This window comes from Pseudomonas sp. PH1b, from assembly GCF_000633395.1.
Taxonomy (GTDB): domain Bacteria; phylum Pseudomonadota; class Gammaproteobacteria; order Pseudomonadales; family Pseudomonadaceae; genus Aquipseudomonas.
Window position 1 is genome coordinate 153,660 of the sequence record NZ_AYMU01000011.1, and the last position, 23,081, is coordinate 176,740.

At 61.3% G+C, this 23,081-nt stretch carries 17 protein-coding genes and 1 pseudogene; 16 read left to right on the forward strand and 2 right to left on the reverse strand.

The features are described from left to right. The first annotated feature begins 7 nt into the window (after positions 1-7). The 10 genes and pseudogenes from tssM (at position 8) to U873_RS0119485 (ending at position 15,603) form a co-directional block, all read left to right on the forward strand. Entirely contained in the window at positions 8-3,535 is a 3,528-nt protein-coding gene (gene tssM, locus U873_RS0119440) for a type VI secretion system membrane subunit TssM (RefSeq protein WP_025129826.1), read from the forward strand. Beyond that, entirely contained in the window at positions 3,535-4,263 is a 729-nt protein-coding gene (locus tag U873_RS0119445) for a PP2C family serine/threonine-protein phosphatase (RefSeq protein WP_025129827.1), read from the forward strand. The genes tssM and U873_RS0119445 overlap by 1 nt, the downstream gene beginning before the upstream one ends. Continuing rightward, positions 4,260-5,197: pseudogene (locus U873_RS34440) on the forward strand (serine/threonine-protein kinase). The gene U873_RS0119445 and the pseudogene U873_RS34440 overlap by 4 nt, the downstream one beginning before the upstream one ends. A 369-nt stretch (positions 5,198-5,566) precedes the next feature. Continuing rightward, positions 5,567-6,085 (forward strand): Hcp family type VI secretion system effector, encoded by a 519-nt coding sequence (locus tag U873_RS0119455; RefSeq protein ID WP_025129830.1) that lies wholly within the window; start codon positions 5,567-5,569, stop codon positions 6,083-6,085. 156 nt (positions 6,086-6,241) lie between these two features. Continuing rightward, positions 6,242-9,289 (forward strand): type VI secretion system Vgr family protein, encoded by a 3,048-nt coding sequence (locus U873_RS0119460; RefSeq protein WP_025129831.1) that lies wholly within the window; start codon positions 6,242-6,244, stop codon positions 9,287-9,289. Between the two features lie 3 nt (positions 9,290-9,292). After that, positions 9,293-9,778 (forward strand): hypothetical protein, encoded by a 486-nt coding sequence (locus U873_RS35310; RefSeq protein ID WP_081818684.1) that lies wholly within the window; start codon positions 9,293-9,295, stop codon positions 9,776-9,778. 170 nt (positions 9,779-9,948) lie between these two features. Next, a complete protein-coding gene (locus tag U873_RS0119470; protein WP_025129833.1) occupies positions 9,949-12,114 on the forward strand; it encodes a DUF3274 domain-containing protein in 2,166 nt (721 codons plus the stop codon). After that, positions 12,114-13,700, forward strand: coding sequence for a DUF2875 family protein (locus tag U873_RS35315; protein WP_115658628.1), 1,587 nt, complete (start codon positions 12,114-12,116; stop codon positions 13,698-13,700). The genes U873_RS0119470 and U873_RS35315 overlap by 1 nt, the downstream gene beginning before the upstream one ends. A gap of 35 nt (positions 13,701-13,735) precedes the next feature. Continuing rightward, entirely contained in the window at positions 13,736-15,325 is a 1,590-nt protein-coding gene (locus U873_RS35320) for a DUF2875 family protein (protein ID WP_371261321.1), read from the forward strand. Between the two features lie 17 nt (positions 15,326-15,342). Next, a complete protein-coding gene (locus U873_RS0119485) occupies positions 15,343-15,603 on the forward strand; it encodes a PAAR domain-containing protein (RefSeq protein WP_025129836.1) in 261 nt (86 codons plus the stop codon). 334 nt (positions 15,604-15,937) lie between these two features. On the opposite strand, the gene U873_RS0119490 is transcribed toward U873_RS0119485, so the two are convergent. Continuing rightward, on the reverse strand, positions 15,938-16,423 hold the full coding sequence (locus tag U873_RS0119490; RefSeq protein ID WP_025129837.1) for a hypothetical protein: 486 nt from the start codon (positions 16,421-16,423) through the stop codon (positions 15,938-15,940). Positions 16,424-16,564: 141 nt separating this feature from the next. Further along, complete coding sequence (locus tag U873_RS0119495) at positions 16,565-17,089, reverse strand: DUF4265 domain-containing protein (RefSeq protein ID WP_025129838.1); 525 nt, start codon at positions 17,087-17,089, stop codon at positions 16,565-16,567. 340 nt (positions 17,090-17,429) lie between these two features. On the opposite strand from U873_RS0119495, the gene U873_RS0119500 reads away from it, so the two are divergent. The 6 genes from U873_RS0119500 to U873_RS0119525 are packed head-to-tail and all read left to right on the forward strand — an operon-like array spanning position 17,430 to position 23,031. Then, on the forward strand, positions 17,430-18,491 hold the full coding sequence (locus tag U873_RS0119500; RefSeq protein WP_025129839.1) for a glycosyltransferase family 2 protein: 1,062 nt from the start codon (positions 17,430-17,432) through the stop codon (positions 18,489-18,491). Positions 18,492-18,543: 52 nt separating this feature from the next. After that, complete coding sequence (locus U873_RS0119505; protein WP_025129840.1) at positions 18,544-19,572, forward strand: hypothetical protein; 1,029 nt, start codon at positions 18,544-18,546, stop codon at positions 19,570-19,572. Continuing rightward, entirely contained in the window at positions 19,569-20,303 is a 735-nt protein-coding gene (locus tag U873_RS0119510; protein WP_025129841.1) for a hypothetical protein, read from the forward strand. The genes U873_RS0119505 and U873_RS0119510 overlap by 4 nt, the downstream gene beginning before the upstream one ends. Then, complete coding sequence (locus U873_RS0119515; RefSeq protein WP_025129842.1) at positions 20,300-21,391, forward strand: hypothetical protein; 1,092 nt, start codon at positions 20,300-20,302, stop codon at positions 21,389-21,391. Before U873_RS0119510 ends, U873_RS0119515 begins: the two co-directional genes overlap by 4 nt. A 55-nt stretch (positions 21,392-21,446) precedes the next feature. Next, positions 21,447-22,070, forward strand: coding sequence for a phosphatase PAP2 family protein (locus U873_RS0119520; RefSeq protein WP_025129843.1), 624 nt, complete (start codon positions 21,447-21,449; stop codon positions 22,068-22,070). Beyond that, positions 22,057-23,031, forward strand: coding sequence for a fatty acid desaturase family protein (locus U873_RS0119525; RefSeq protein ID WP_025129844.1), 975 nt, complete (start codon positions 22,057-22,059; stop codon positions 23,029-23,031). The genes U873_RS0119520 and U873_RS0119525 overlap by 14 nt, the downstream gene beginning before the upstream one ends. The last annotated feature ends 50 nt before the right edge of the window (positions 23,032-23,081 follow it).

The following is a 23,081-nucleotide window of genomic DNA, read 5'->3' on the forward strand; positions in this document are numbered from 1 at the left end:
ATGTGTGATGAATATCTTCTTCAAGAAAGCCGGCGCCTTGCTGCGCCAGACCTGGGTCTGGACGCTGCTGTTGGTGCTGAGTGTGGCATTGCTGGTGTGGTTCGTCGGACCGCTACTGGCCGTCAACGACCATAAGTTCTGGGCCAGTGCAACTTCGCGCCTACTGACCATCAGCGCGTTGTTTCTGATGTGGGGCCTGGCGATGGTGTTTGTCAGCTGGCGCTCCGGTGTCCGCAAGAAGGCCATCGAGGACAGCGAGGCCGGACAAGCACGCATGCAGCGTGACGAGTTGATCGACCAAGAGCACAAAGAGCTCTATGAGCGCTTCAAGGACGCGCTGCGCACCCTCAAGACTTCCAGCCTGTACCGCGGTCGCAGCGAACGTTGGCGCAGTGATCTGCCCTGGTACCTGCTGCTAGGTCCACAAGGCAGCGGCAAGACCAGTTTGCTGGACTTTTCGGGCCTGGAGTTTCCACTCAACAAAATGGGCCGCAAGCTGACCCGCGACACCGGCGGCACTCGGCACTGCGACTGGTACTTCGCCGAACATGGCGTGCTGATCGACACGGCCGGCCGCTACCTGAGCCAAGGCGCCGCCGAAGTCGATGCGAGTGCCTGGAATACCCTGCTGGGTCTGTTGCGCAAGCGTCGTCGTGGTCGCCCGCTCAATGGCGTGCTGGTGACCATTCCGGTGGAGGCCTTGCTGAGCGTCGATGAACAGCAGCTGGACACCCTGGCGCACCAGGTACGGGGGCGCCTGCAGGATATTCATCAGCAATTGCATGTCGATGTCCCCATCTACCTGGTGCTCAGTAAGGCTGACCAACTGCCGGGGTTTGACGAGTTCTTCGACCAGATGAGCCGCGAGGAAAGCGACCAGGTGCTCGGCGCCAGCTTTGGCAAGGAGCAAAGCGGTACCGATGTGGCCGTACTTCGCCAGGAGTTCGAGGAGTTGCTGCGACGCTTGAACAGCCAGGTGATCATGCGCATGCACCAGGAGCGAGACACCCAGCGTCGCGGGCGCATTCTCGACTTCCCGCACCAGCTGGGGCAGATCGGCGAGCGCCTGTGCCTGTTCGTCGACATGGCATTCACCGGCAATCGCTATCAGCGTGCCAGCCAGTTGCGCGGCTTCTACCTGACCAGTGCGCCGCACCTGATCGAAGCGCTGGATCAAGACACAGCCGGTATCGGCGCGAGCCTGGGCATGTCGGCCGCGGTCCTGCCGACCCTGCGCAGCGGGCGCGCGCGTTTTGTTCATCACCTGCTGAGCCGGGTGATCTTTCCCGAGGCCGACCTGGCCGGCCTGGACCAGCGCGAGCGCCGCCGCATTCACTGGGGCCAGCGCGCTCTGTATGCGGGGGCTCTGGCGGCCTTGGTGGTGTTTGGCATGCTGTGGGCGGGGAGTTTCTCAGCCAATCAGGGGCGCCTGGAGCAATTGCGTTCTCTGGCGCAAAGCTGGAGTGAACAACGTGCGGCACTGAGTGCGCGGGAGGACGCGCAGGCCCTGCTCAAACCCCTCGACACCCGCTTTGCGGCCACCCAGGTCTTTGCGCCCCAGGGCGAGGCGCCGTTGCATGAGCGGGTCGGACTGTATCAAGGCGATGCCAGCCGCCCGGTGCTCTTGCGTGCCTATGAGCGTGAGTTGCAGGAGCAACTGCTGCCCAGGGTGGCGCAGATGCTCGAAGGGCAGGTCCGGGCCAACATGCGTGATCGCGAGCGCCTGCTCAATAGCTTGCGCGCCTACCTGATGCTGAACCTGCAGGATCGCCGGGATCCGACCTTGCTCAAGGACTGGGTGGCTCGAGAGTGGTCGAGCCGTTACGCCGGCAACAGCGCCTTGCAGAACGGCCTGAATGGGCACTTCGAGCGCTTGCTCGAATTGCCGTTCAGTTATCCGCTCAACGATGCACTGGTGAGCCAGGCCCGTCAGGTGTTGCGCAGTGAGTCGTTGGCCAACGTGGTCTACCGGGTGCTGCGCGAACAGGCTCGCAGCTTGGCGCAATATCGCCTGAGCCAGCACTTGGGGCCACAAGGCAGCCTGTTTGCCGGCACTGACTATGTGATCCCTGGTTTTTATACCCAGCAGGGTTATCAGCAGTATTTTTCGATCCAGGGCACGGCGCTGGTCACCGATATCCTGCGTGACAACTGGGTGCTGGGCGAAGGCTCAGGAATCAGCGGCATGGATCTGCGTCGGCTGATGGTCGAGTTGGAGCAACTGTACTTTCGCGACTATGCCAACCACTGGAGCGAAGCCTTGGGCCGGGTCAGCCTGCCGCCGTTCAACGATGCCGGTGATGGGGCCGAACAACTGGCCGGTCTGACTGCGGCCAACTCGCCGCTCTTGCAATTGCTGGTGGAGATACGGGAGAACACCCGCTTTCAGAGCATTGTCGAGGCTGCCGATGAGGTGGCAGGGCAGTCAGGCAAGGCGGCAGATCAGGGGGATGTGCAGGGCGAGGGGCTGGCAGGCGCAGCGGGCAAGGCTCGGCAGGCCCTCGCCAAGAGCCTGCCGGATACGGCAAAGAAGGCGTTGCAACGTCGCTTCGAACCCTTGCACCGCTTGCTGGATGACAACAACGGCCCGGCGGCGGACCTGACCCCGGCGTTGCTGGCACTCAACGACCTGCAGCTGCAACTGTCCAGTCTGGCGCGGGCCAGCCAGCCTGATCAGGCCGCGTTTGACATGGCCAAGGCTCGCATGAGCGGCCAGCGCGATGCCCTGAGCAGCCTGCGCAATGCCTCGGTGCGCCTGCCGCGTCCGGTGAGTCTGTGGTTCAACACGCTGGCCGAGGACTCCTGGCACCTGGTGCTCAACGATTCCTACCAGTACCTCAACCAGCGATACCAGAGTGAGCTGTACGGCTTCTACGCCAAGGCGATCAGCAAGCGCTATCCCTTCAACGCCCACAGCGCCAGCGATGTGGCGGTCAACGATTTTCGCGAGTTCTTCAAGGCTCAGGGCATCGCGGACCGCTTCTTCGACACCTACATACGGCCTTTCGTCAGTGGTGATCCTGGCAGCTACCGCCTGCGCAGCATCGACGGCCAAAGTCTGCCGATCAACAAGGCCTACCTTGAGCAGATGGTCGCCGCGCAAGTGATTCACCAGGGATTCTTCGCAGAGAACCCGGCCGAGCCGCAGGTGCAGTTCCGGCTTGAGCCTTACACCCTCGACCCGGCGGTGAGTCGTGCCGAGTTCCGCTTTGGCAACCGCCAGCTGGAATACCGCCACGGTCCTATTGTGCCGATGTCCTTCAAGTGGCCCACCGATGCTGAAGAGGGACGTGCCAGCCTGGTATTGGACAAGATGGCCGGCCGCCCGATCGGTATCGAGAAAAACACCGGGCCCTGGTCATTGTTCCGCCTGCTCGACCTGATGCAGACCGAGTACCTGAGCGGTCGCGATGTGCTGGTGCTCAAGGCCGAGCTGGGTGGCTTGCGTGCCAACTATCTGCTGCTGAGCCAGCGCACGCCGAATCCGTTCGACATGGGTGTGCTGCGGTCATTTCGCATGCCGGCGCAGCTTTGATGGCGGTTGCCGGAATCTGGCGCAGCGCCGCGCGAACCGATCCGGGCAAGGTGCGGCTGCGCAACGAGGATGCCTTTCTCGATTGCCCGGAACTCGGGCTCTGGGTGGTCGCCGATGGCATGGGCGGTCATCAGCGCGGTGATGTTGCCAGCCAACTGATTGTCGCCAGTCTGGCGGAGTTGGCGCTGCATGACAGCTTCGATGGGCGGCTCAATGACTTGCGCCAATGCCTGCACTGGCTCAACCGGCGCCTCGGCCAGGAGCTGACGGTCAGTGCTGGGCGGCACGACAGCATTGTTGGCAGTACCGTGGTGGCGTTGTTGCTGCAGGGCAATCGTGCCGCCTGCATCTGGGCGGGTGACAGCCGCTGTTATCTGTGGCGCGGGCAGTGCCTGTATCAACTGTCCAGGGACCACTCGCTGATGCAGCAACTGGTGGATGAGCAACGGATGAGCCCTGAGCAGGCCAGCGCCCATCCGCATGCCAGCGCCCTGACGCGCGCGGTGGGAGCCAGCGAACGGTTGACCCTGGATGTACTGGAGTTCGAGGTCTATGCCGGGGATGTGTTCCTGCTGTGTAGCGATGGTCTTTACCAGGGGCTTACCGGGGATGCCCTGGGCAGGGCCTTGAGCCTTGCGTCGCCGCGGGTGGCCCTGGAACGCCTGTTTGAGGGGGCGCTGTGCGGCGCCGCCAGAGACAACCTGACGGCCGTGGTGATTCGCCAATGACTGATATGAAAGCCGATCCGCAGCCTGTTCCGACCAGCGCCGCCGAGACCGGCAACCTGACCTACTTCGCCTTCATCAAACCCCAACCCGCTGCGCCCGTCGTGGCGCGGCACAGGGGCAAGGGGCGAGGGCGGATGAAAAAGCGTTCCAAGCCCAAGCCTGTGCAAGCGTCATCGGTAGGCGCGCTACCGGTATTGCTGGCGGGGCGCTATCGTCTTGAGCGGCTGCTCGGGGCTGGAGGCATGGGCACGGTTTACCGCGCGCGTGACCTGCTGCATGAGCAGTTTGGCGACCCTGATCCCTACATCGCCCTCAAGGTGCTGAGCGAAGAGTTTGCCCCATGGAGCTGATGCGGGGGCTGACGCTGGACAAGCTGCTTTGCCAGCATCCGACGGGCCTGCCGTGGCAAGCCTTGCAGGAAGTGGCCGTGCCGCTGCTCGACGCCCTGGCCTACAGCCACGGGTGCGGCGTGCTGCACGGGGACCTGAAACCGAGCAACGTGATGCTTGGTGCAGAAGGCGTACGCCTGTTCGATTTCGGCCTGGGTCAGGCTGTGGCCGGTGTCTTGCCCGGCCTGCCGCACTTGAGCCGCAGTCGCTTCAATGCCTGGACGCCTGGCTACGCTGCCCCCGAATTGCTGGAGGGTGGGGCCTTGTCGGCCGCTGCCGATCTGTACGCCGTCGCTTGCGTGATCTTTGAACTGGCCTGTGGCAAGCATCCTTACCGTGGCTTGCCATCGACCCAGGCGCGTGACGAGCGCCTGCAGCGCACATTGCAGGCACCCAAGCACCTTCCCGGGCATTGCTGGCCCGCCCTGCGGTCGGCGTTGGCCTTCAATGTGCAGGAGCGTAGCGGCGGCCTGCAGGCACTGCGGGAGGCAATGGGGGTGTCGCCGTCCTGGATGTCGCGCTGGTGGTCGCGGTGCACGAGATAGTCCGCGAGCGGGGCAGTATTGCTGTCTTATTTGCCAGGTTCAGGGCGCGAATTGCCCTTGATGGCTTTTGGCCTTGATGCGCAAGAAGTTGCGCACTCAATTGTGGATAAGCCTGTGGGCACCGGGCTGTAAGCGAGATGAGCGGGGCGGTACAGAGGAGTGCGCAAGAAGTTGCGCAGTACTGTGCAACTTCTTGCGCACTTTCTGTGGAAATTCGTGCTGAAAACATCCTGTCAACCATGGTTTTTTAGCAAGTGATTGATTAACAACATTTATTTTTAAACTGGCATGACTCTTGAGATGTCCCCAGGGCCCGGCCGGCCATTCAGGCCTCCGGTTTTTCCGTATGTCCAAGCAAGGAGAGCAACAATGGCAACCCCAGCGTACATGTCCGTCACCGGTACCAAGCAAGGCTTGATCACTGCCGGTGCCTTCACCGCTGACTCCGTTGGCAACACCTACCAGGAAGGTCACGAAGATCAGGTCATGGTCCAGGGCTTCAGCCACGAAGTGATCATCCCCCGCGATCCGCAGTCCGGTCAGCCCACCGGCCAGCGGGTGCACAAGCCGGTGAAGATCACCAAGGTTTTCGACAAGGCGTCACCGTTGCTGCTGGCCGCCCTGACCTCCGGCGAGCGCCTGAGCAAGATCGAGATTCAGTGGTTCCGCACCTCCGCCGCTGGCACCCAGGAGCACTACTTCACCACCACCCTGGAAGACGCGATCATCGTTGACATCAAAGACTACATGCACAACTGCCAGGACCCGTCTAACGCACATTTCACCCACTTGGAGGACGTCGAGTTCACCTACCGCAAGATCACCTGGACCCATGAAGTATCCGGCACTTCGGGGTCCGATGACTGGCGTACCCCGGTTGCCGGCTAAGCCCGGCGCAGTGATTCAACCCCTCGGCCAGCAGGGCTGGTCGATGGGGTTGGCGCTTTGGGGAGGGATGGGGAAGACGCTCTGGTCCTCAGTCGAGTAGGGTAGGGATCGGAAAGAGAGTGCCAGTGAGCACTTCACAGAGTGGAGAGGGGTGGTATGCGTCAAAGGGATTTGCAGTTCACTTTTTCCGTGCTGACCGCGCAGGTGGCGTTCGAGGTTGTGGAGTTCACCCTCGAAGAGGCCTTGTCCGAGCCTTATCGGTTGACCCTCGAACTGGCGAGTGAAAACGCTGCGATCGACTTCGGCCAGATCCTCGACCAGCCGGCCCTGCTGACCCTCTGGCAAGGCGGCATGCAGGTCCGCCATGTGCATGGCCTGGTCACCCGCTTCACCCAGGGTAAAACCGGTTTTCGTCGCACCCGGTACTCGCTGCTGGTGGAGCCGCAACTGGCCCGGCTGGCGCTGAGTTCCGACTGGCGTATTTTTCAGCAAAAAACGGTGCCCGATATCCTCAAGTCGCTGCTGGACGAGCACGGCGTTCTTGCCTACCAACCCTATATCCACACCGAACATGCGCCTCGTGAATACTGCGTCCAGGCCGGAGACACCGACCTCTATCTGTTTGACCGCCTGTCCACCGAGGAAGGCCTGTTCTATTTTTTCAAACACGATGCAAACAGCCACACTCTGGTTCAGGGTGACAAGTTATACGTTCAGGAGCGCATCCCGGGGGCGCCGGTGCTGTACACCACGCAGCCGGCCGGGGATGCCACGCAACCTGTGCTGTACGGGTTCAGCTACACGGAAACCGTGTGCACCGCCGAGCAGACGCAGCGCGACTACAGCTTCAAGCGCCCGGCCTTCGACCAGCAGCAGAGACGGCTCGGCGACGATCTTGAGCACCAGGCTCAACGCTATGAACGCTACGATTACCCAGGCCGCTACAAGACCAGCGCAGTCGGCAAAGCCTTCACCGAAAACCGCCTGCTGGGCCATCGCCGCGATGCCCGTGTAGCGACGGTGCAAGGGGATGATCCGCGGCTGATTCCGGGTTTTTCCTTCCAGCTGACCGGGCACCCCCGCAGCGATTTCAACCGCTGGTGGCGCTCGGTACGTATTACCCACAAAGGGATACAGCACGCCAGCCAGCAAGAAGAAGCGGCTGGCGCCGAGATGGGCGTGAGTTACGACTTCAGCGCCCAGATCATTGCCGAGGACTGCGAATGGCGGCCGATGCCACTGCCCAAGCCAGTCATCGACGGGCCGCAGGTGGCCACGGTGGTGGGTCCGGAAGGCGAGGAAATCCATACCGATGAATATGGCCGGGTGAAGATTCAGTTCCCCTGGGACCGGGAGGGACAAAACAACGGCTTCAGTTCCTGCTGGATTCGGGTTTCACAGAACTGGGCGGGGGCTGAGTGGGGCCATATGGCGATCCCGCGCATTGGCCAGGAAGTCATAGTCGATTATCTGGATGGCGACTGTGACCAGCCGATCATCACGGGCCGTACCTACCGGGCCAGCCATATGCCGCCCTACCGCCTGCCGGATCACAAGATCCTCAGCACCATCAAGAGCAAGGAACACAAGGGCAGCCGGGCCAGCGAACTGCGCATCGATGACACTACACAGCAGATCAGTGCGGCCTTGATGAGCGACCACGGCAGCAGCGCCTTGCACCTGGGGTACCTGACCCATCCCCGGCCCGAAGGTGGCGCGCCGCGTGGCGAGGGTTTTGAGCTGCGCACCGACGAGCGCGGCGCCCTGCGCGCGGCCAAGGGGCTGCTGCTCAGCACCGAGGCGCAACTGCAGGCCAGTGCCGGGCAACTGCAGCGTGGCGCGGCGATTCAAGTGCTGGAGGCCGCGCTGCAACTGGCCAAGGGGCTGGGTGACTATGCGCAAGACCATCAAGGTGTCGGGCACGACACCGAGTCACAGAAAACCCTCAGCGAGGCGGTACGCGACCTGGGGCATGGCGCCAACGACGAGTCGCAGCAGAGCAACGGCGGCAACCCGGCCATTGCCCTGAGTGGCCAGGCGGGTATCGCCGCGGTGTCTCCCAGGAGCGTCACCCTGGCGGCGGGCGAGCATATTGACAGCGTCGCCCAGCAGAACCAGCAGCTCACCTCGGGGCAGAAATTCGTGGTCAATGCTGGTACCGACCTTGGCCTGTTCGCCCAGAGCGGCGAGATGCGCCACATCACCCACCAGGGGCTGATGTTGCTGCAGGCGCAACAGAACAGCATTCGCCTGGAGGCGGATCAGAGCGTGGAAGTCAGTGCGGGCAAGCAGCACGTGCTGGTCTCCGCCAAGGAGCACATCACCCTGATGTGCGGCGGCGCCTACCTGACGCTCAAGGGCGGCAACATCGAGCTGGGCATGCCGGGGAATTTTACGGTCAAGGCGGCTAAACACAGCCTCGTCGGCGGGGCCAGCCTTGCGGCGCAGTTGCCGAACTTCAACGTGGGCGATACCCAGCGGCGCTTCATGCTCAAGCAGATCGATGGCCAGTCGGCCATGCCCAACGTGCCTTACAAGATCACCCTGGCCAATGGTGAAATTGTCGAAGGCGTGACCGATGCACAAGGCGCGACGCAGCTGTTGCAGAAAGATGCCATGAGTATTGCCAATGTGAGCATGAAGCGTTCGAGCACGCCATTGGTTGCGGCCGCTGCGGCAGCGGGAGTGGCCGCTCTTGTGGCCAAGGCTTTCTCCGAACCTGATAGTGAAAAAGGGCGGGCCCTGACGGAGGGAGAGATCACTCTGGCGAAACGTGTGTTTGGCGACTCTATCGATTACGACAAGGTGCGCTTGCGTGATGAGGACTATGTGCCGTGGCAGGGCAAGAACTACGTAATGGCGCCCAACGGGCACATCTACTTCGGGCAGGACTTGCGAGGTGTGGCCGACTGGAGCCTGCTGCCGGCCAATGACCGGGGCTTGTTCATTCACGAAATGACCCACGTATGGCAACACCAGCACGGCGTAAATGTGCTGTTGGTGGGCGCCTACCAGCAGGCAAAGCAGTTCCTGATAGGAGACCAGTACCAGTATCAGGTGGAGCCTGGGAAGACGCTCAAGGACTACAACATCGAGCAGCAAGGAGACATTGTGCGTGATTACTACCAAGGCCTGGACTCTGGAAACACTCAGGTACTGACGAAGCTCAAGCCTGTATTGGGCAATTTTCCGGCGGGGTACTGAATCATGAAAAGTCTGATTCGTACTGTGTTGTGTGCTGTGTTGTTGGTGCAGTCTCCAGCATGGGCCGTGTCCAAGCGCCCTCCGAATGTTCCCGTGACGATGGAGTCTGGTCATCCGGTAGCTGATCTTCGACTTCTGCTGGCCGATACCAACAACCTTGAAATCAATCAAGTATTTCTTTGTCGTCGGACTGGAGCCCAATGCTACGAAACCCTATGGGACATTGACCTTCCCGACGGTTGGATTCAACCCCGAATAGTGTTGTTAGGGGACTACCCAGGTGCGGTTGTCAGAACGATGAACCCCGAAGCGTTGCAGCCAGGAGGCAGTTACAACCTTGGTATTTACTTCAATGAGCGCAGTCGCTGGCACAAACAGACGGTCTCTAGCACCTTCTTGGAGTTTTGCGTGATAGAAGACGACGGCGTGTGGCAAATCCAGGATCCGGCGCTTTGCCTGGCTCGAAGAAATGCCGAAGAGCGGCAATGACCGCCCTGAATCCACAACTTCAACGAGCGGAGCCGACAGCACCAGCAGACTGTCGACAACACCGTTACCGAGTTTTGTCTGGAAGATAAACCTGACGCCTTGCAAGTCCTGGCTCGCGCAGATTGCCGGGTTCGAAGGATCGCAGAGCAACATCAAGGAAGACATGCACGATGAATGACGCCGTACGGATGAGGACCATTTGCACAGGTGAAGCGATCACCCTGCCGGGCGGTGGTGACGTCCACCTGATCGCGCCACCGCCCAAACCCTGCGTGACCATCGTGGTGCATGGCGTCAACGACCTTGCCGGTTGCTACGAGCGCATCGAGCGCGGCCTGTGCGAGGGGCTCAACGAACGCCTGGACATGTCGCCGACCCTGGCCAATGGCATGAGTAATCCAGGCTTGTTGCGCCCGGCCGGCTACAGCCTGCCCGAGGACGATGAGGGCAAGGCCAGCAACCCCGACGCGGTGTACTACCGGCGCAAATTCAGTGCCTCGGCCAATGGCGCCGACACCCGAAGCGTGGTCATTCCGTTCTATTGGGGCTTTCGCGAGGAGGAGCAGCACATCATCAAGGATGCGCCCCACGGCGAGTGGATGGATCGCAATAAAAACCGCCTGGACAAGGCGGGTACGCTGGAGGGGGGGCACTTCGTCAATGCCACCACCAACCTTCCGGACATGTGGGGCAAGGGCTTCAACGGCAAGCTGTTTGGCTTCATTTCCCTGGATCTGTTTGCCGGAGAGCTGACTCACCCATTGTTCTCCGCGCCTGGACGGCGCTACATGGTGCTGGCGGCGATGCGCCTGGCGATGCTGATCAGGATCATCCGCAAGCGCTACCCCAACGACACAGTGAATGTGGTGGGCCACAGCCAAGGCACGCTCATCACGCTACTGGCCCATGCATTTCTCAATGAGGACAAGGTGCGGCCGGCCGACGGCGTGGTGATGATCAACTCGCCCTATAGCCTGCGTGAACCCAACATGGAGAAGCTTCAGGCCTTTGGGGGGCAGCAGACTGCGCAGGCGCGCCTTGCGACCCTTGATGCCATCCTGAAGTTCATGACCGGAGCGCCCAATCCGTACCCGGCCTTGTCGAGTATCGCCCTCAAGAACTGCCAGGGTTATGGCGCCATTGGAGGGCCTGGCTGGACCGGTGGCAAAGCCTGCGAAACCACGATTGACGCCAAGAGCATTGCCTTCAACGAGCGTGACAACCGAGGCAGCGTCTACCTGTATTTCACCCCTCAGGACCAGACCGTAGGCCTGGCCAACGTCCAGGGGATCGGCTGGCAGGGCGTTGACGAGCACCTGTATGGCAAGCCACTGCGCCGAACCTTGCCGATGAGCTTTCATCAACGAATCTTTACCCTGCGCAAGCGCGGCGGTGAAAAGGAACTGATCGGTTTGCACACGCCACCCTATGTCTACCCATTGCTGCTCAAGGGGGAGGACACTTGGGAAGACGCCGGTCTGCCGTACAAGCAGCGGATGTCCGTGGCCCGCGCCTCTCTTGAGCAAGGGAAGTCGGTGATGCTGACCGCGCCGTTGTTGCCGGTGCCCGTTGAAACCAACTTTGACGCCGATGGCACGGTGGTCATGCCGGGGGCGGACTCAAACAGTGGCGTTTATCAGGTCAAAGACAAACTGGCGCCCATCGATGCAGCTATCGCAGTAAGCAACAAGGCCTGGTCTCCCGAAAGTGCCAAGCACACCCGGCTGGAGTCTATTGACGAAACCGTCGCCTTCAAGCACGGGCGTGATATTGGCAGCGTTCAGGAGGCCCTCAATGAAGGCAAGGAAATATCTGAAACCACCCATGTGTTTGCCGCTCGAGCGACAGACAGCGGCAAGGTGCTGGTGACTCGTTCAGAGACCCCCTACGAGGCACGTCTGCGCCTGCAAAGTGGAGGCAAGAACAAGGAGCACGAGGAAGCGCTGTCTTTTCACTCGGCCATTCCAAACAACCCGGAGCATAGCCGACGAGTGCTGGCGTATGACGTGGCGATAGGGGCGGGGGAGAGCGTGGATGATGTGACGTTCTATGCGTATTTGTGTCGAGTGGCGGATTGGCGGTTGGATTGGGAAATTATTGATGAGTCTGCCAATAAAGATATTGAGGTAGAACAAGACCAGCCAGACGAAGCAGTGGAGGCACTTTATCGTCAAGAGGAGCCTAGGGATTTTGACCTGATTAACTCGACAGCCACGTATCGCGTAACTGGTGAGCTTCCTGATGCCGTGAAGGACCAAATGCCTTCCCTGGTATTCACCCAGTCTCTGACGGAACGCAAAGCGGGCCATCCCGTCCGTCCTGGAGGGCCCGTCTGATGCGCCGCATGCTTGCGTATGGGGCCCTCTCCGGCTTGCTCCTGACCAGCCAACTGATTCAGGCCGCCGAATCCTCATTGACGTCTATTCGCTGCTTTGCCAGTTCGGCCACGCCCGTGATTGCCTATTCCTCGGCCAAGAAGGCTTCCACCATGACAGTTGAAACTCGCTACCGTGCACCCACTGCTTCGCCTCGTTTGGAAACTCTGGATGTGCTCAGCATTGGCATGAGCCTGGATGTATTTCGGCAAGGACAGGCCTGGCAGGCTTTGCAAGAGCAAAATGCTAAACAGCTCGAGGCTTTACACGTCGGCAGTATCTTGCCCATGGATCCAAAAAAGTATCCGGTAATTGCCGATGACAAAGACATGGCTTATGCCAAACGAAAAGCTGATGCATTGGAGTTGGGACTGAAGTTTTTTTTGGAAAAGTGGCCGATTCCTACTATCACGGTGGTTCGCGGCTGGAGCGCTGAAACACCGAATCTGCGTTATGCGCCTGAAAGAACTAGGCGCAGTTTGTCTGTAATGGTCAATAACATGCGGATACCTGCAGGCTTGCATTGGCACCGAATTCGTAATCTTCAGGACGGTGTTATCTGCAATGACTCGCCCGAAGGTTTAGTCGAAAATATATTTCAACTCTTCGAGTTTTATCCTGATCTTCCTGCAGTACTGGTTTACGCCAATGAAGGATTCAACATGTCATATGCGCTTTCCGCCAGAAAGGCTCCATTGATTGGTGGGCCTGGGCCACGTAAACCCGGTGAACCCACCGACTCAATGGTCGCCCTGATCATCGGCCGTCCCGAACGCGTCGAATGGCTGCGTTATTACGCCCCCTTCACCAAGGTCAACAAGAACCCCATCGATCCCGAATTCACCGGTTGGGGCTGGCGTAAACCCGCTGTCGAATTCCAACCTTCGGAGTTCATCCCGCAACCCTGGACCGAGCGGGCCTTTGAACAATGGGACGCCTTGCCAGTGCTGGCGAAGATCCATCGTCCGGTCAGCATTTCCCTGCAGCGCCCGGACAACGGCGAGCGCCTCAAGCGCGAGGCCTTGACCGCACAACTGGCCGCTGGCTGGAAAAAAGCCACTGATGCCGTTACACCAGCACCGACCCGGGTGTTCTACGACGGTGGCCTGAAGAGCACGCCACTGGCCGAGTTGCTTCCTGCTCTGACTGCTGCCCACAGCTCACTGGACCTGCTCGATTCGCGCGAGGGCTACGACCTGACCCAGCGTTTGGGCGATACCGGCGCTGCCTCGCCGTTCGTGGGTATCGCGCTGGCGACCATGGCCAGTTACCAGAATGCCGACACCAGCGTGGTCATGCCTCTGCGCCGCAAGGATCAAACGACCTTCATCACCATCACCTCACCGACACCCGGGCAAAAGCCCGTTGGCAACAAATTTGGCATCAACCTCATGCCCCAAACCGCCAGCAGTGACGACGGTGCTTCAGTAAAACCTGCAACGGTTGCTCCTGCAGCATCGCGGATGCCAGTTATGGAAGGGGACTACACGCTGGAAGAGTTTCTGGCTGAGCTGAAGCCTAAAGACAATTGGATGGATGATCTCTAGCGCTTGCTGATAAGGAAAGGGAGAGGGCTGTTCTGGTGCATCGCATAGGGTTGTTTATTGGCTGTCTGTCGTTACTCAGTCACTGGGCCCAAGCTGCAGAGCTGCCCCTGAGTTCTGAGCGTTGCTTTGCCAGTCCGGCTACGCCTGTGACGGCCTATACCTCAGCCAGGAAGGCTCCCTCCATGACTGTTGAACCTCGTTACCGTGCACCCACTACGTCGCCTCGGCTGGAAACTCTGGATGTGCTCAGCATCGGTGTGAGTCTGGATGTTTTTCGTCAGGGGCAGGTTTGGCGGGCGTTGCAAGAGCAAAGCGCCCAACAGTCTGAAGCACTGCACGTCGGCAGCATCTTGCCGATGGATCCGAAAAAGTATCCCCAGACTGCTGATGACAAGAATATGGCCTATGACAAACGGGAAACGGATGCATTGGAGCTGGGGTTAAGGGATTTTCTGGAGAAGTGGCCGATTCCCACCATCACTGTGGTCCAAGGTTGGAATCCTAGAACCCCGAACCTTCGCTTCACGCCCGAAAGAACTCGACGCAGCTTGTCTGTCATGGTCAATAACATGCGATCACCTGCAGGGTTGCACTGGCACCGTATTCGTAGTTTTCAGGATGGCATTATCTGTAATGACACGCCTGAGGGGGTGATGGAGTCGCTGTTCCATATATTCGAGAGTAACCCCGATCTTCCTGCACTATTGGTGTATGCCAATGAGGGAATAAGCATGGCTGGCGCTCTATCGAGCAGAGATGTCTCATTAAAGTCGCTTGGGGCTGTAGCGGGGCCGCGTCAGCCGGACAAATTAACTGACGCCATGGTCGCCCTAGTCGTCGGCCGCCCCGAACGCGTCGAATGGCTGCGCTATTACGCCCCCTTCACCAAGGTCAACCAGAACAAGATCGATCCCGAATTCACCGGTTGGGGCTGGCGTAAACCCGCTGTCGAATTCCAACCATCGGAGTTCATCCCGCAACCCTGGACCGAGCGGGCCTTTGAACAATGGGACGCCTTGCCAGTGCTGGCGAAGATCCATCGTCCGGTCAGCATTTCCCTGCAGCGCCCGGACAACGGCGAGCGCCTCAAGCGCGAGGCCTTGACCGCACAACTGGCCGCTGGCTGGAAAAAAGCCACTGATGCCGTTACACCAGCACCGGCCCGGGTGTTCTACGACGGTGGCCTGAAGAACACGCCGCTGGCCGAGTTGCTTCCTGCTCTGACTGCTGTGCACAGTTCCCTGGACCTGCTTGACTCCCGCGAGGGTTACGACTTGACCCAGCGTTTGGGCGATACCGGCGCTGCCTCGCCGTTCTTGGGTATCGCGCTGGCGACCATGGCCAGTTACCAGAATGCCGACACCAGCGTGGTCATGCCTCTGCGCCGTAAGGACCAGGCGACCTTCATCACCATCACCTCACCGACACCTGGGCAAAAGCCCGTAGGCAACAAATTTGGCATCAACCTCATGCCCCAAACCGCCAGCAGCGATGACGGCGCCTCTGCAAAACCCGCAACTGCTGTGCGTGCAGCATCGCGGAGGCCGGTTGTGGAAGAGGACTACAGCCTGGAAGCGTTTCTGGCTGAGCTGAAGCCGAAGAAAAACTGGATGGACGACTTGTAGGTCGCCAAGGAGTGGACATGGACATTATTCGACTGGGTGACAGTACCAGCCATGGCGGTACGGTCATTGAAGCATTCAGCCAAACCGACTTGAACGGTAAACCTATGGCGGGTGTCGGGCACAAGGTCGTGTGCCCTTTGTGCAAAGGGGTGTTTCCCATTTCAGAAGGCAGTGCGCTGTTGGATGTCGGTGGTATTGCGGTGGCCCTTGACGGCATGAAGACCGCTTGTGGCGCCAACCTGATCGCTAGCGGCCCCGAAGCAGGGGCGCAGTGTTAGTCAGGTAGCGACATTTTCCATCGCCCTGGAGCCCATCACGTTGGCGGGCAACCCGGCTTTTTCTGCGACAGGGTCAATCATCCACATAGGCCCCAACTTTGTGTTCGATGAGAAAGGATCTGGCACGGGGCTTTTCTTCGTTGTCCAGGTCCCACCTGATGAAGGAATGGAAAGGTGCGCATTTTCCAAAGTGTTCGGTGGCGGTCGATAACGCCATTCTTTTTTCCCGGGGCAGGGTCCCGAGCCTGGATGGAGAGAACAGGTTTGCATCGAAGACATCTCGAATGAAATCGAGGTGTCGAGAGGCCCGGACCATTCTTGCCCAATTGCCGATCTATTTTTTGCCGGGCCAGAGGAACGGGTGCTCTTGATCCACCAGGTGGTAGCCGCGGGCAAACCCCGTTCCGAATGCTTGTGTTTCGCGGTAGCCGTACAGGTAGTCAAAGCGATCCAGAAATCCACTGCATGCCGATGATGCAGTGAGCAGGTCTGCACTAGAGAAGATGTTGCTGCTGGCGCTGATCGATAAGCCACGATCCAGAGAGAATAGGGCGGTCAGTTCGCAGTTGAACACTTCGTCGCATTCATCCTTCGCAAGGACAGGCTGTGAGAAGAGTTCAACGCCTGCGTTCTCAGGATGCAGAAGGCTTCTATGGAGATTTTTCTCCGCGTATTTAACGACGTTCCCTCTGCTGTTTCCAAAGCGATCGACATTTCTTTCAAGGTTTGCAAAGACACCTTGCAAGCTTGAGCTGATCTCAATCAGGTCATGCTCGGCGCCGGTGACGGCTTCTCCGGAGAGCAAGTTATAGAGTGCCATGGCGCTCGCCTTTTATTGAGCTGAACCCTTGTGTTGCGGTCTGTTCCGCCATCGAGTCGATCCATTCCGTCATCGGGTCTTTCTGGAGCCGTCCAGAACTCTGGCAGGCAACGCCGGCTCTCTCCAGGCGCTGTTCAATGATCAATGGGTCATGCGTCGTAACGATGCCAGGGATGAGCATTCCGACTGTCGGGCGAAGTCGATCCCGTGATGTTGCAGGCAGGCGTCTTCATAGGCGATCTGGTCATCGTCAGCTATCGAGGACAGGTAGCAATCTATAGCTTCGAAATTGCACGCTGGCGGTATGTCAACCGAGAAGAGTGACAGGCTATGAGTCACTGAACAGTGGGCACCCAGATGCCGCAATTTCTTGATGATGTTGGCTTTGTCTTGTGAGTTTTCAGCGAAGACTCGGAGGGTAGAGTGGCCTCCTTGTTGAACCACGACGGTAGCGATCAGCTCACTGTTCTCCTGCCGCGTATCAATCAGGTCGCCTTTGCTGAGTCCATAGATGTAATAGGGCGTGTTGTCGACGATATAGGTTGTTTCGCCTTGCTTTATGCCCCACAGAGACTCGGCGCAGACGGGCGGGTAACCGTCTGCATCCTGTTGCAGGATGATGGTGATCTTGTGAAAGACGTCCTGGTGATGTTGCTTGATGTCCATGGTGTTTGCCCGCTCGAACTGGTCCGACAATGGTGATAGCGCGTTTCGCGCCGAAGAATACCTTATCCAATCGCTTCTTCCGCACAGATAGCGGCGGCTACCTGGCGTGCGTCTCGTTGGGCTTGTGAATGATCCCGAGCCTGGAAGCGCTGCTGGGTGAGCCGGCTGCGTGGAGCATCACTCCGGGGGCACTTGGCGTTTGAATAATCCCGGAAATAATGCTGTGATTGCGCCCGTGCCGCGCCCCGAGCGGTTCGCCAGGCCTGTTCTGCAGGTGGCTGAGCATCCCCGCTTTATTCAGAGACACAGCGAAATGGATAGCCAAGAAACGACAAACCGGATGTCGCCGTTGCCTTGCCGCGACGACGCGGGCCAGTGCCTGGAGGATATCGCCGCCGCCACTGCGCTGGTGTTGGAGACCAACAATCTGCGTGGCGGCAAGGATGGGGCCAAAGCCCTGGACAGCCTCGAACGGCTGCTTGCCCGATTGGCCCGACAGAGCGTCTCGCCCCAGTCGCTTGGCCAGTGGATCATCACCCACGACGGCCTCGATCTGCCGGCACGCCAGGCGTTGTGCGCACTGGCCGGACGGCCCTTGGACTTTATCGAGATCGATGGCCGGACCGGTTACTACGATGCCAAGAATGTCGGCTTCGACGCGGTCGATCAGGCACGCTGTGCGTACGTGGTCTTTGCCGATGCCGATTGCATTCCCTGCGACCAATGGCTGGAGCAGCTGCTGCAGCCCTTTGCCCAGGCCGATGCGCCGCTCGCTGTCGCCGGCCGCACCAGTTATGCGCCAAGCGTCACCGGCAGTGCCCTGACCGCCATCGACTTCATGTATTTCCCCAGCCCCTTGTGCCCCGGCGCCACGCGCAACTTCTATGCGAACAACGTGGCCTTTCGCTGTGACACCTTCGAGCAGTACCGCTACGAACCGCTCGACGGCGTCTACCGCGCCCATTGCCAGGTCATGGGGCTGCGTCTGCAAGCCGCAGGCGTGGCGGTTGCCTATGCGTCGGGCGCCCACACCGAACATCGCCTGCCCGACAGCCATGGCGAGGTGGTCAAGCTGCGCTGGCTCAGGGGCGGCGACAGTGTCGACCTGACGCCCTATCTGGTCCGCGCCTATATGCCGGGCTGGCTGCAATGGCTGGCACGCAGCGGGCCGATCGGCCCCTTGTGCGTGATGGCTGGTCGCCTGGGCTACAGTCTGCGCGCCCTCAACCATCAGGACTTGCCGCCCGTACGCGGGGGCCGGCGCCTGGGGGCGATGGCGGTGGTCATCGGCATGTCGCTGCTCGACACGGCCGGCGCCGTGGTCCGTGGCCTGGGAATCAGCGTCGGTCGCGCCAGCGCCCGGCACAGTGAAGCCCTGTCCTATCACCGTCACCTGGATTGATCCGCCTCGCGCGTACCGTTGCACGCAGGCTGCGTGCCTACAGGAAGTTCCGATGAAAATACCTTCGCTTGCCTCTCTTGGTTACTCCATGGCGTGCCTGGCATTGCTGGCCCTGGGTGGCCAGGCCAGTGCCGCACCTGCCGAATTCAACGGTCGCGGGGTGTATCACTTCGCCTCGGACAGCGGCTGTGCAACCTCCACCAGCAACGATCGCAACTGCAACCGCATCGCCCTGGACGTGGTGGATGCCCAGGCCAGTGTCGACCCGCAAGCCCATTCCATCGTGATCGGCGCCGATACCGGCCATGACAGCAAGACGGTGATCGGCGACGTGCTGCTGCATGGCAGCGGCGTCGCCAAGAATGGCCAGCGCGTGCCCCTGAATCTGCTGGTGCTGCTGCGGCGCTCGGGCAAGGTGTGGAAGTCCGATACCTATGTGCACGCGCCGGTGCGTGGCAGTTTCAGTGACATCGTCCTCGACCCGTATCGCATCAGCGTCCGCGAGGGCAGTGGCGAGCGGGTGCTGTTCAGCGCCGAGCAGGCCCGCAAGGTCCTGGCGCAGCCGTCCATCGCTGCACGAGTGGCCAGCTACTTTGTGGTGGTGCGTCCCAGCGACGCGCAGAACCCTGCGGCCGACGACATCACCATCGGCCTGGGCGTCGGTCGTGCGTCCAAGTCGCTGATGCGCGCCAGCTTCACCTCATCGCAACCGGGCGATGCCGAGCTCGACCAGGTGCTGTCCAAGGGCACCTGGAACCTCGATCTGCAGGCCCTGAGCAGCCAGATTCCGCAATGGGTGGTGCAGCGCCAGCTGTTTGTCTTCGGGCTTGAGGACAGCCCTTTGCTGCAGGAGGTGCGCCAGCGCGGCCTGAACAAGCGTGACAGCCTGGAACTGGGGGCGGTCAACGGCCAGGGCTACCTGCGTTACAACGGCCGAGAACAGAGCTTTCCCACGGCCAGCGTCGCAGGCTCGGCTTTCATGCGTGACAGTTTCATTGGCCTGATCCTGGCCTGGCACCGCAGCTCGCAAGTGGCCGCAGCCGCAGCGGTCAGTGACGCTGCCCCACAGGCCGCACAATGACCGTGATTGAACACCGCGTCACGGAGCAGGGCTTCAGTTGCCTGGGCATACCCCCGGCCCAGGGCCTGGGAGCGCTGCAGGCACGCCTGGTGGACCGCATCAAGCGCGCCGCGCTGCGGCGCCTGCATCGCAGCGTGCGGGGGGAGCGCCTGTTGCTGCGCATGTACCTGGCCGGCGAGGATGCGACCGAACGCACCTTGCTGGAAGAGTTGCTGCCGCAGTCGCCGCCCTGGCTCGAGCAGCAGGTCGAGCGCCACCTGGCCGATGAACGCCGGCATGTGGCGCTGTTTGCCCAAGCCCTGGGGGAACTCGGGGATGACGCTGAATCCCGGCTGGAGCCGGACTGGCTCAGCCGACGCAAGATCTTGCGCTGGCAGCGCCTGGCCCATCGCTACGCGGTGCATTTCGAACAGGGCTTGCTGGTGCCGGCCTACGCCACCGGGCTCTGTGCCGAGCAGATGGCCGAGCGGGTGCTGCGCCGCCACTGCGCGGTGATCGGCACCGAGCACGAAATGTACCCGCTGCTGGCCCGGGTCCTGGCGGACGAGAAAGCCCATGTGCGACTGTGCGAGAACACCTTGCGGCGCATCGTGGCGCCCCATGAGGCGGCGCATCTGGCACGGCTGCTGAACGACATCCGCAGGGTCGACGCAAGTTTTGGCGTGACCGGCGCACTGGCGATGTACGTCGCCGGCTGGGTGCTGGGCGGTGTGGGCGGCCGTCGCCGATGAGCCCTCGAATTCTCTACCTGGCCACTGCCGATGCCCGTGGCCACCTGATGCGTGCGCAATTGCTGGTGCATGGACTGCGCGCGGCCGGGGCCCAGGTCGAGGTGCTGACCACCTCGCAGCAGGGGCAGGACTTTTTGCAGCGCTTCGGGATCGAGGCCGGGCTGCTGTCGGAGCACTATGCGGTGCAGTTCGACAGCGAGCAGAACATGCTGCGCCAGGCCACCAATCGCAACGTCGCGCACTACCTGTTCCGCCCCGGGCGGATGCTGCGGGACATGCTTCGCCTGGGACGTCGGCTGCGCAGTGTGGACCGGGTGATCAACGACTCCTTCCACCCGGCGCTGCTCTACATGGGCATGTTGCCGGGCTGGCGGCGCAAGGTCGTGCATGTGTATGGGGCGAGCCTCAAGGTGGCGCTGCTGAACAATTTCCAGGGCATGTGGCCGCGCCAGTTCGGGCGGTTGTTCGGCTGGATCGTCGGCCGTCAGATCACGGCGGCGCGGGCCAGCATCGAGCACGACTTCGCCTACGAGATCGACGACAGCCAGGCCCCGGCCCTGTATCGCCTGCCGACTCCGGTGGCCTTGGCCTGTGAGCTGCCGGCAGATGCCGTGGCCGGCGCGGCGGTGTACCTCAACCCGCATTTTCGCGAGCCCGCTCTGGCCGATGCCTTGAGTGCGGGCCTGGCCGATGCCGGGCTGGATGCGCATCGGGTGGGCGAGGGCTACGCCGGACGCCCGGGCTGGCTGGCGGTCGACCCGCTCTGGGCCAGTCGCGCAGCGCAGGCGCAGGTGATGGTCTCGGCGCCGGGCATGGCCGCGCTGTCGATCGCCAGGGTCTATCAACGGCCCATCATCCTGGTGCTCAGCGACCAGCCCGAGCAGGCTACCAATGCGGCTCGCGCCGCGCAGTTGCAGGTGCTGCACCGGGTCGTCACCTGGCGCGGCGACGGCGCCGACTTTCGCGGCCAGGTGGCTCGGGCGGCGCAGCAATTGGCGGCAGCGGTCGCCGCTGCGCCTGCTGCAACAGGCCGCGAGCAGGCCCAGGCGCGGATCGACGCCTGGGTCGGCCGCTTGCTCAGCCTGTGAGTTCGCCGCTGTGCACTGCCCGACATCCCAGCATGCATTCATTAGGTGAGCGGTCATGGGCCCTTTCCTGCAACGCCTGAACCGGGAGACCCAGTATCGACAGGCGCTGCTGGCGTGCCTGGGATTGCTGCTGGGGCTGTGCCTGTTCATCGGCTTGCAGCGCCTGGTTACACCGCGCTACAGCTGGGCCACAGCGCTGGATTCGATGATCCCGTTCGTGGCTCAGTCGTGGTGGCTGTACGTGCTGTTCTTTCCCTTTGTGCTGTTGGCGGCGGCCTATGCCAGCACCGAGGCATTCAGGGCCTTCAGGAACGCGACCGGGATCGCCTTTGCAGTGGCCATCCTGTGCTTCTGGCTGTTCCCCGAACTGCTGCCCCGGCCTGATATCGGGTCGCTCGACAGCGCATTCCTGCAGCAGCGACTGGCCCGGATGTGGCAGTTGGACCTGCCGTCCAATGGCTGTCCCAGCCTGCATGTGGCGGTGACCTGCCTGGCCTGCCGTGCGCTCTGGGCACGCCCTTGCAGATGGCTGACGGCGATTGTCGGCCTGCTTGTCTGCCTGTCGACCCTGACCCTCAAACAACACACGCTGATCGATGTGGCCGGCGGCGTGCTGCTGGCCCTGGCGTGTGCCCTGGCCACCCAACGACAAGGAAGCACTGCCCGTGTCCCAGCCTGAATCCCATGCCGGCGACAACCTGGCGCTGAAGGCTTTTGCCCCGGCCGCCGAGCTGTTTGTACTCAAGCCCTGGATCAGCCTGCTGGCGCTGCTGGCCGACTGGGGCTTGATCGCTGGGGCGTTCGTCGGCGCGGCGCTCTGGCCCCACCCCCTGACTTACCTGCTGGCGGCGCTGGTCATCGCCCGCAGCCAGCTGGCCCTGGCGGTGATCATGCATGAAAGCGCCCATGGCGTGCTGTTGCGCCAACAGAGGCTCAACGATCTGCTGGGGCAACTGCTTGCCGCGGGCCCGCTGTTTCTGTCGATGCAGACCTACCGCGCGGGCCACCTCAAGCACCATCGAGACCCGATGGTGCATGACGACCCGGTGATCGCGGTCTTTGGCCTGGGGGATTACCCGCTGCCCAGGGGCCAGCTGGTCAGGCGGCTATTGGCCGATGCCTGCGCCGTGGGCTATTTCATCAGCGCTTTCAGGTTCGCCCGGGGCGACTACCGGGCGATCATGCCCAAGGTCGATAAGTCCCCGGGTTATATGGCCTGGGAGGTCTGTTCAATGCTGGCCAGCAACGCTTTGCTGTTCGGCCTGCTGGCCTGGTCCGGGCACCCCTGGCTCTACCTGGGGTTGTGGTTGCTGCCGGCCATTACCCTGTTGCCGTTGCTGGGGCGGGTGCGAGCGATCATGGAACACGCCGGGTTGCCTGTCAGCACCGACCAGAGCCAGAACGCGCGCAGCATCGTGCAGGCGAACTGGCAGACTTTCCTGTTCGGCCCCCACGCCATCCACTATCACATCGAACATCACCTTTATGTGCGCATGCCGTTCTACCATTTGCATGCGGTGCATCGGCAATTGCGGGCCCGGCAACTGCTGCCGGAGGGCAATCTCTATGGGGGGTACATGGGCGTGCTGCGGGATGTCAGTTATCCGACGCCTGCGAGCGACCACGATGCCGCGACCTGAGCGCCTGGGCCCGCGGTGGAGCGGGCCGGCCGCAGCGAATCTGTTGAGCC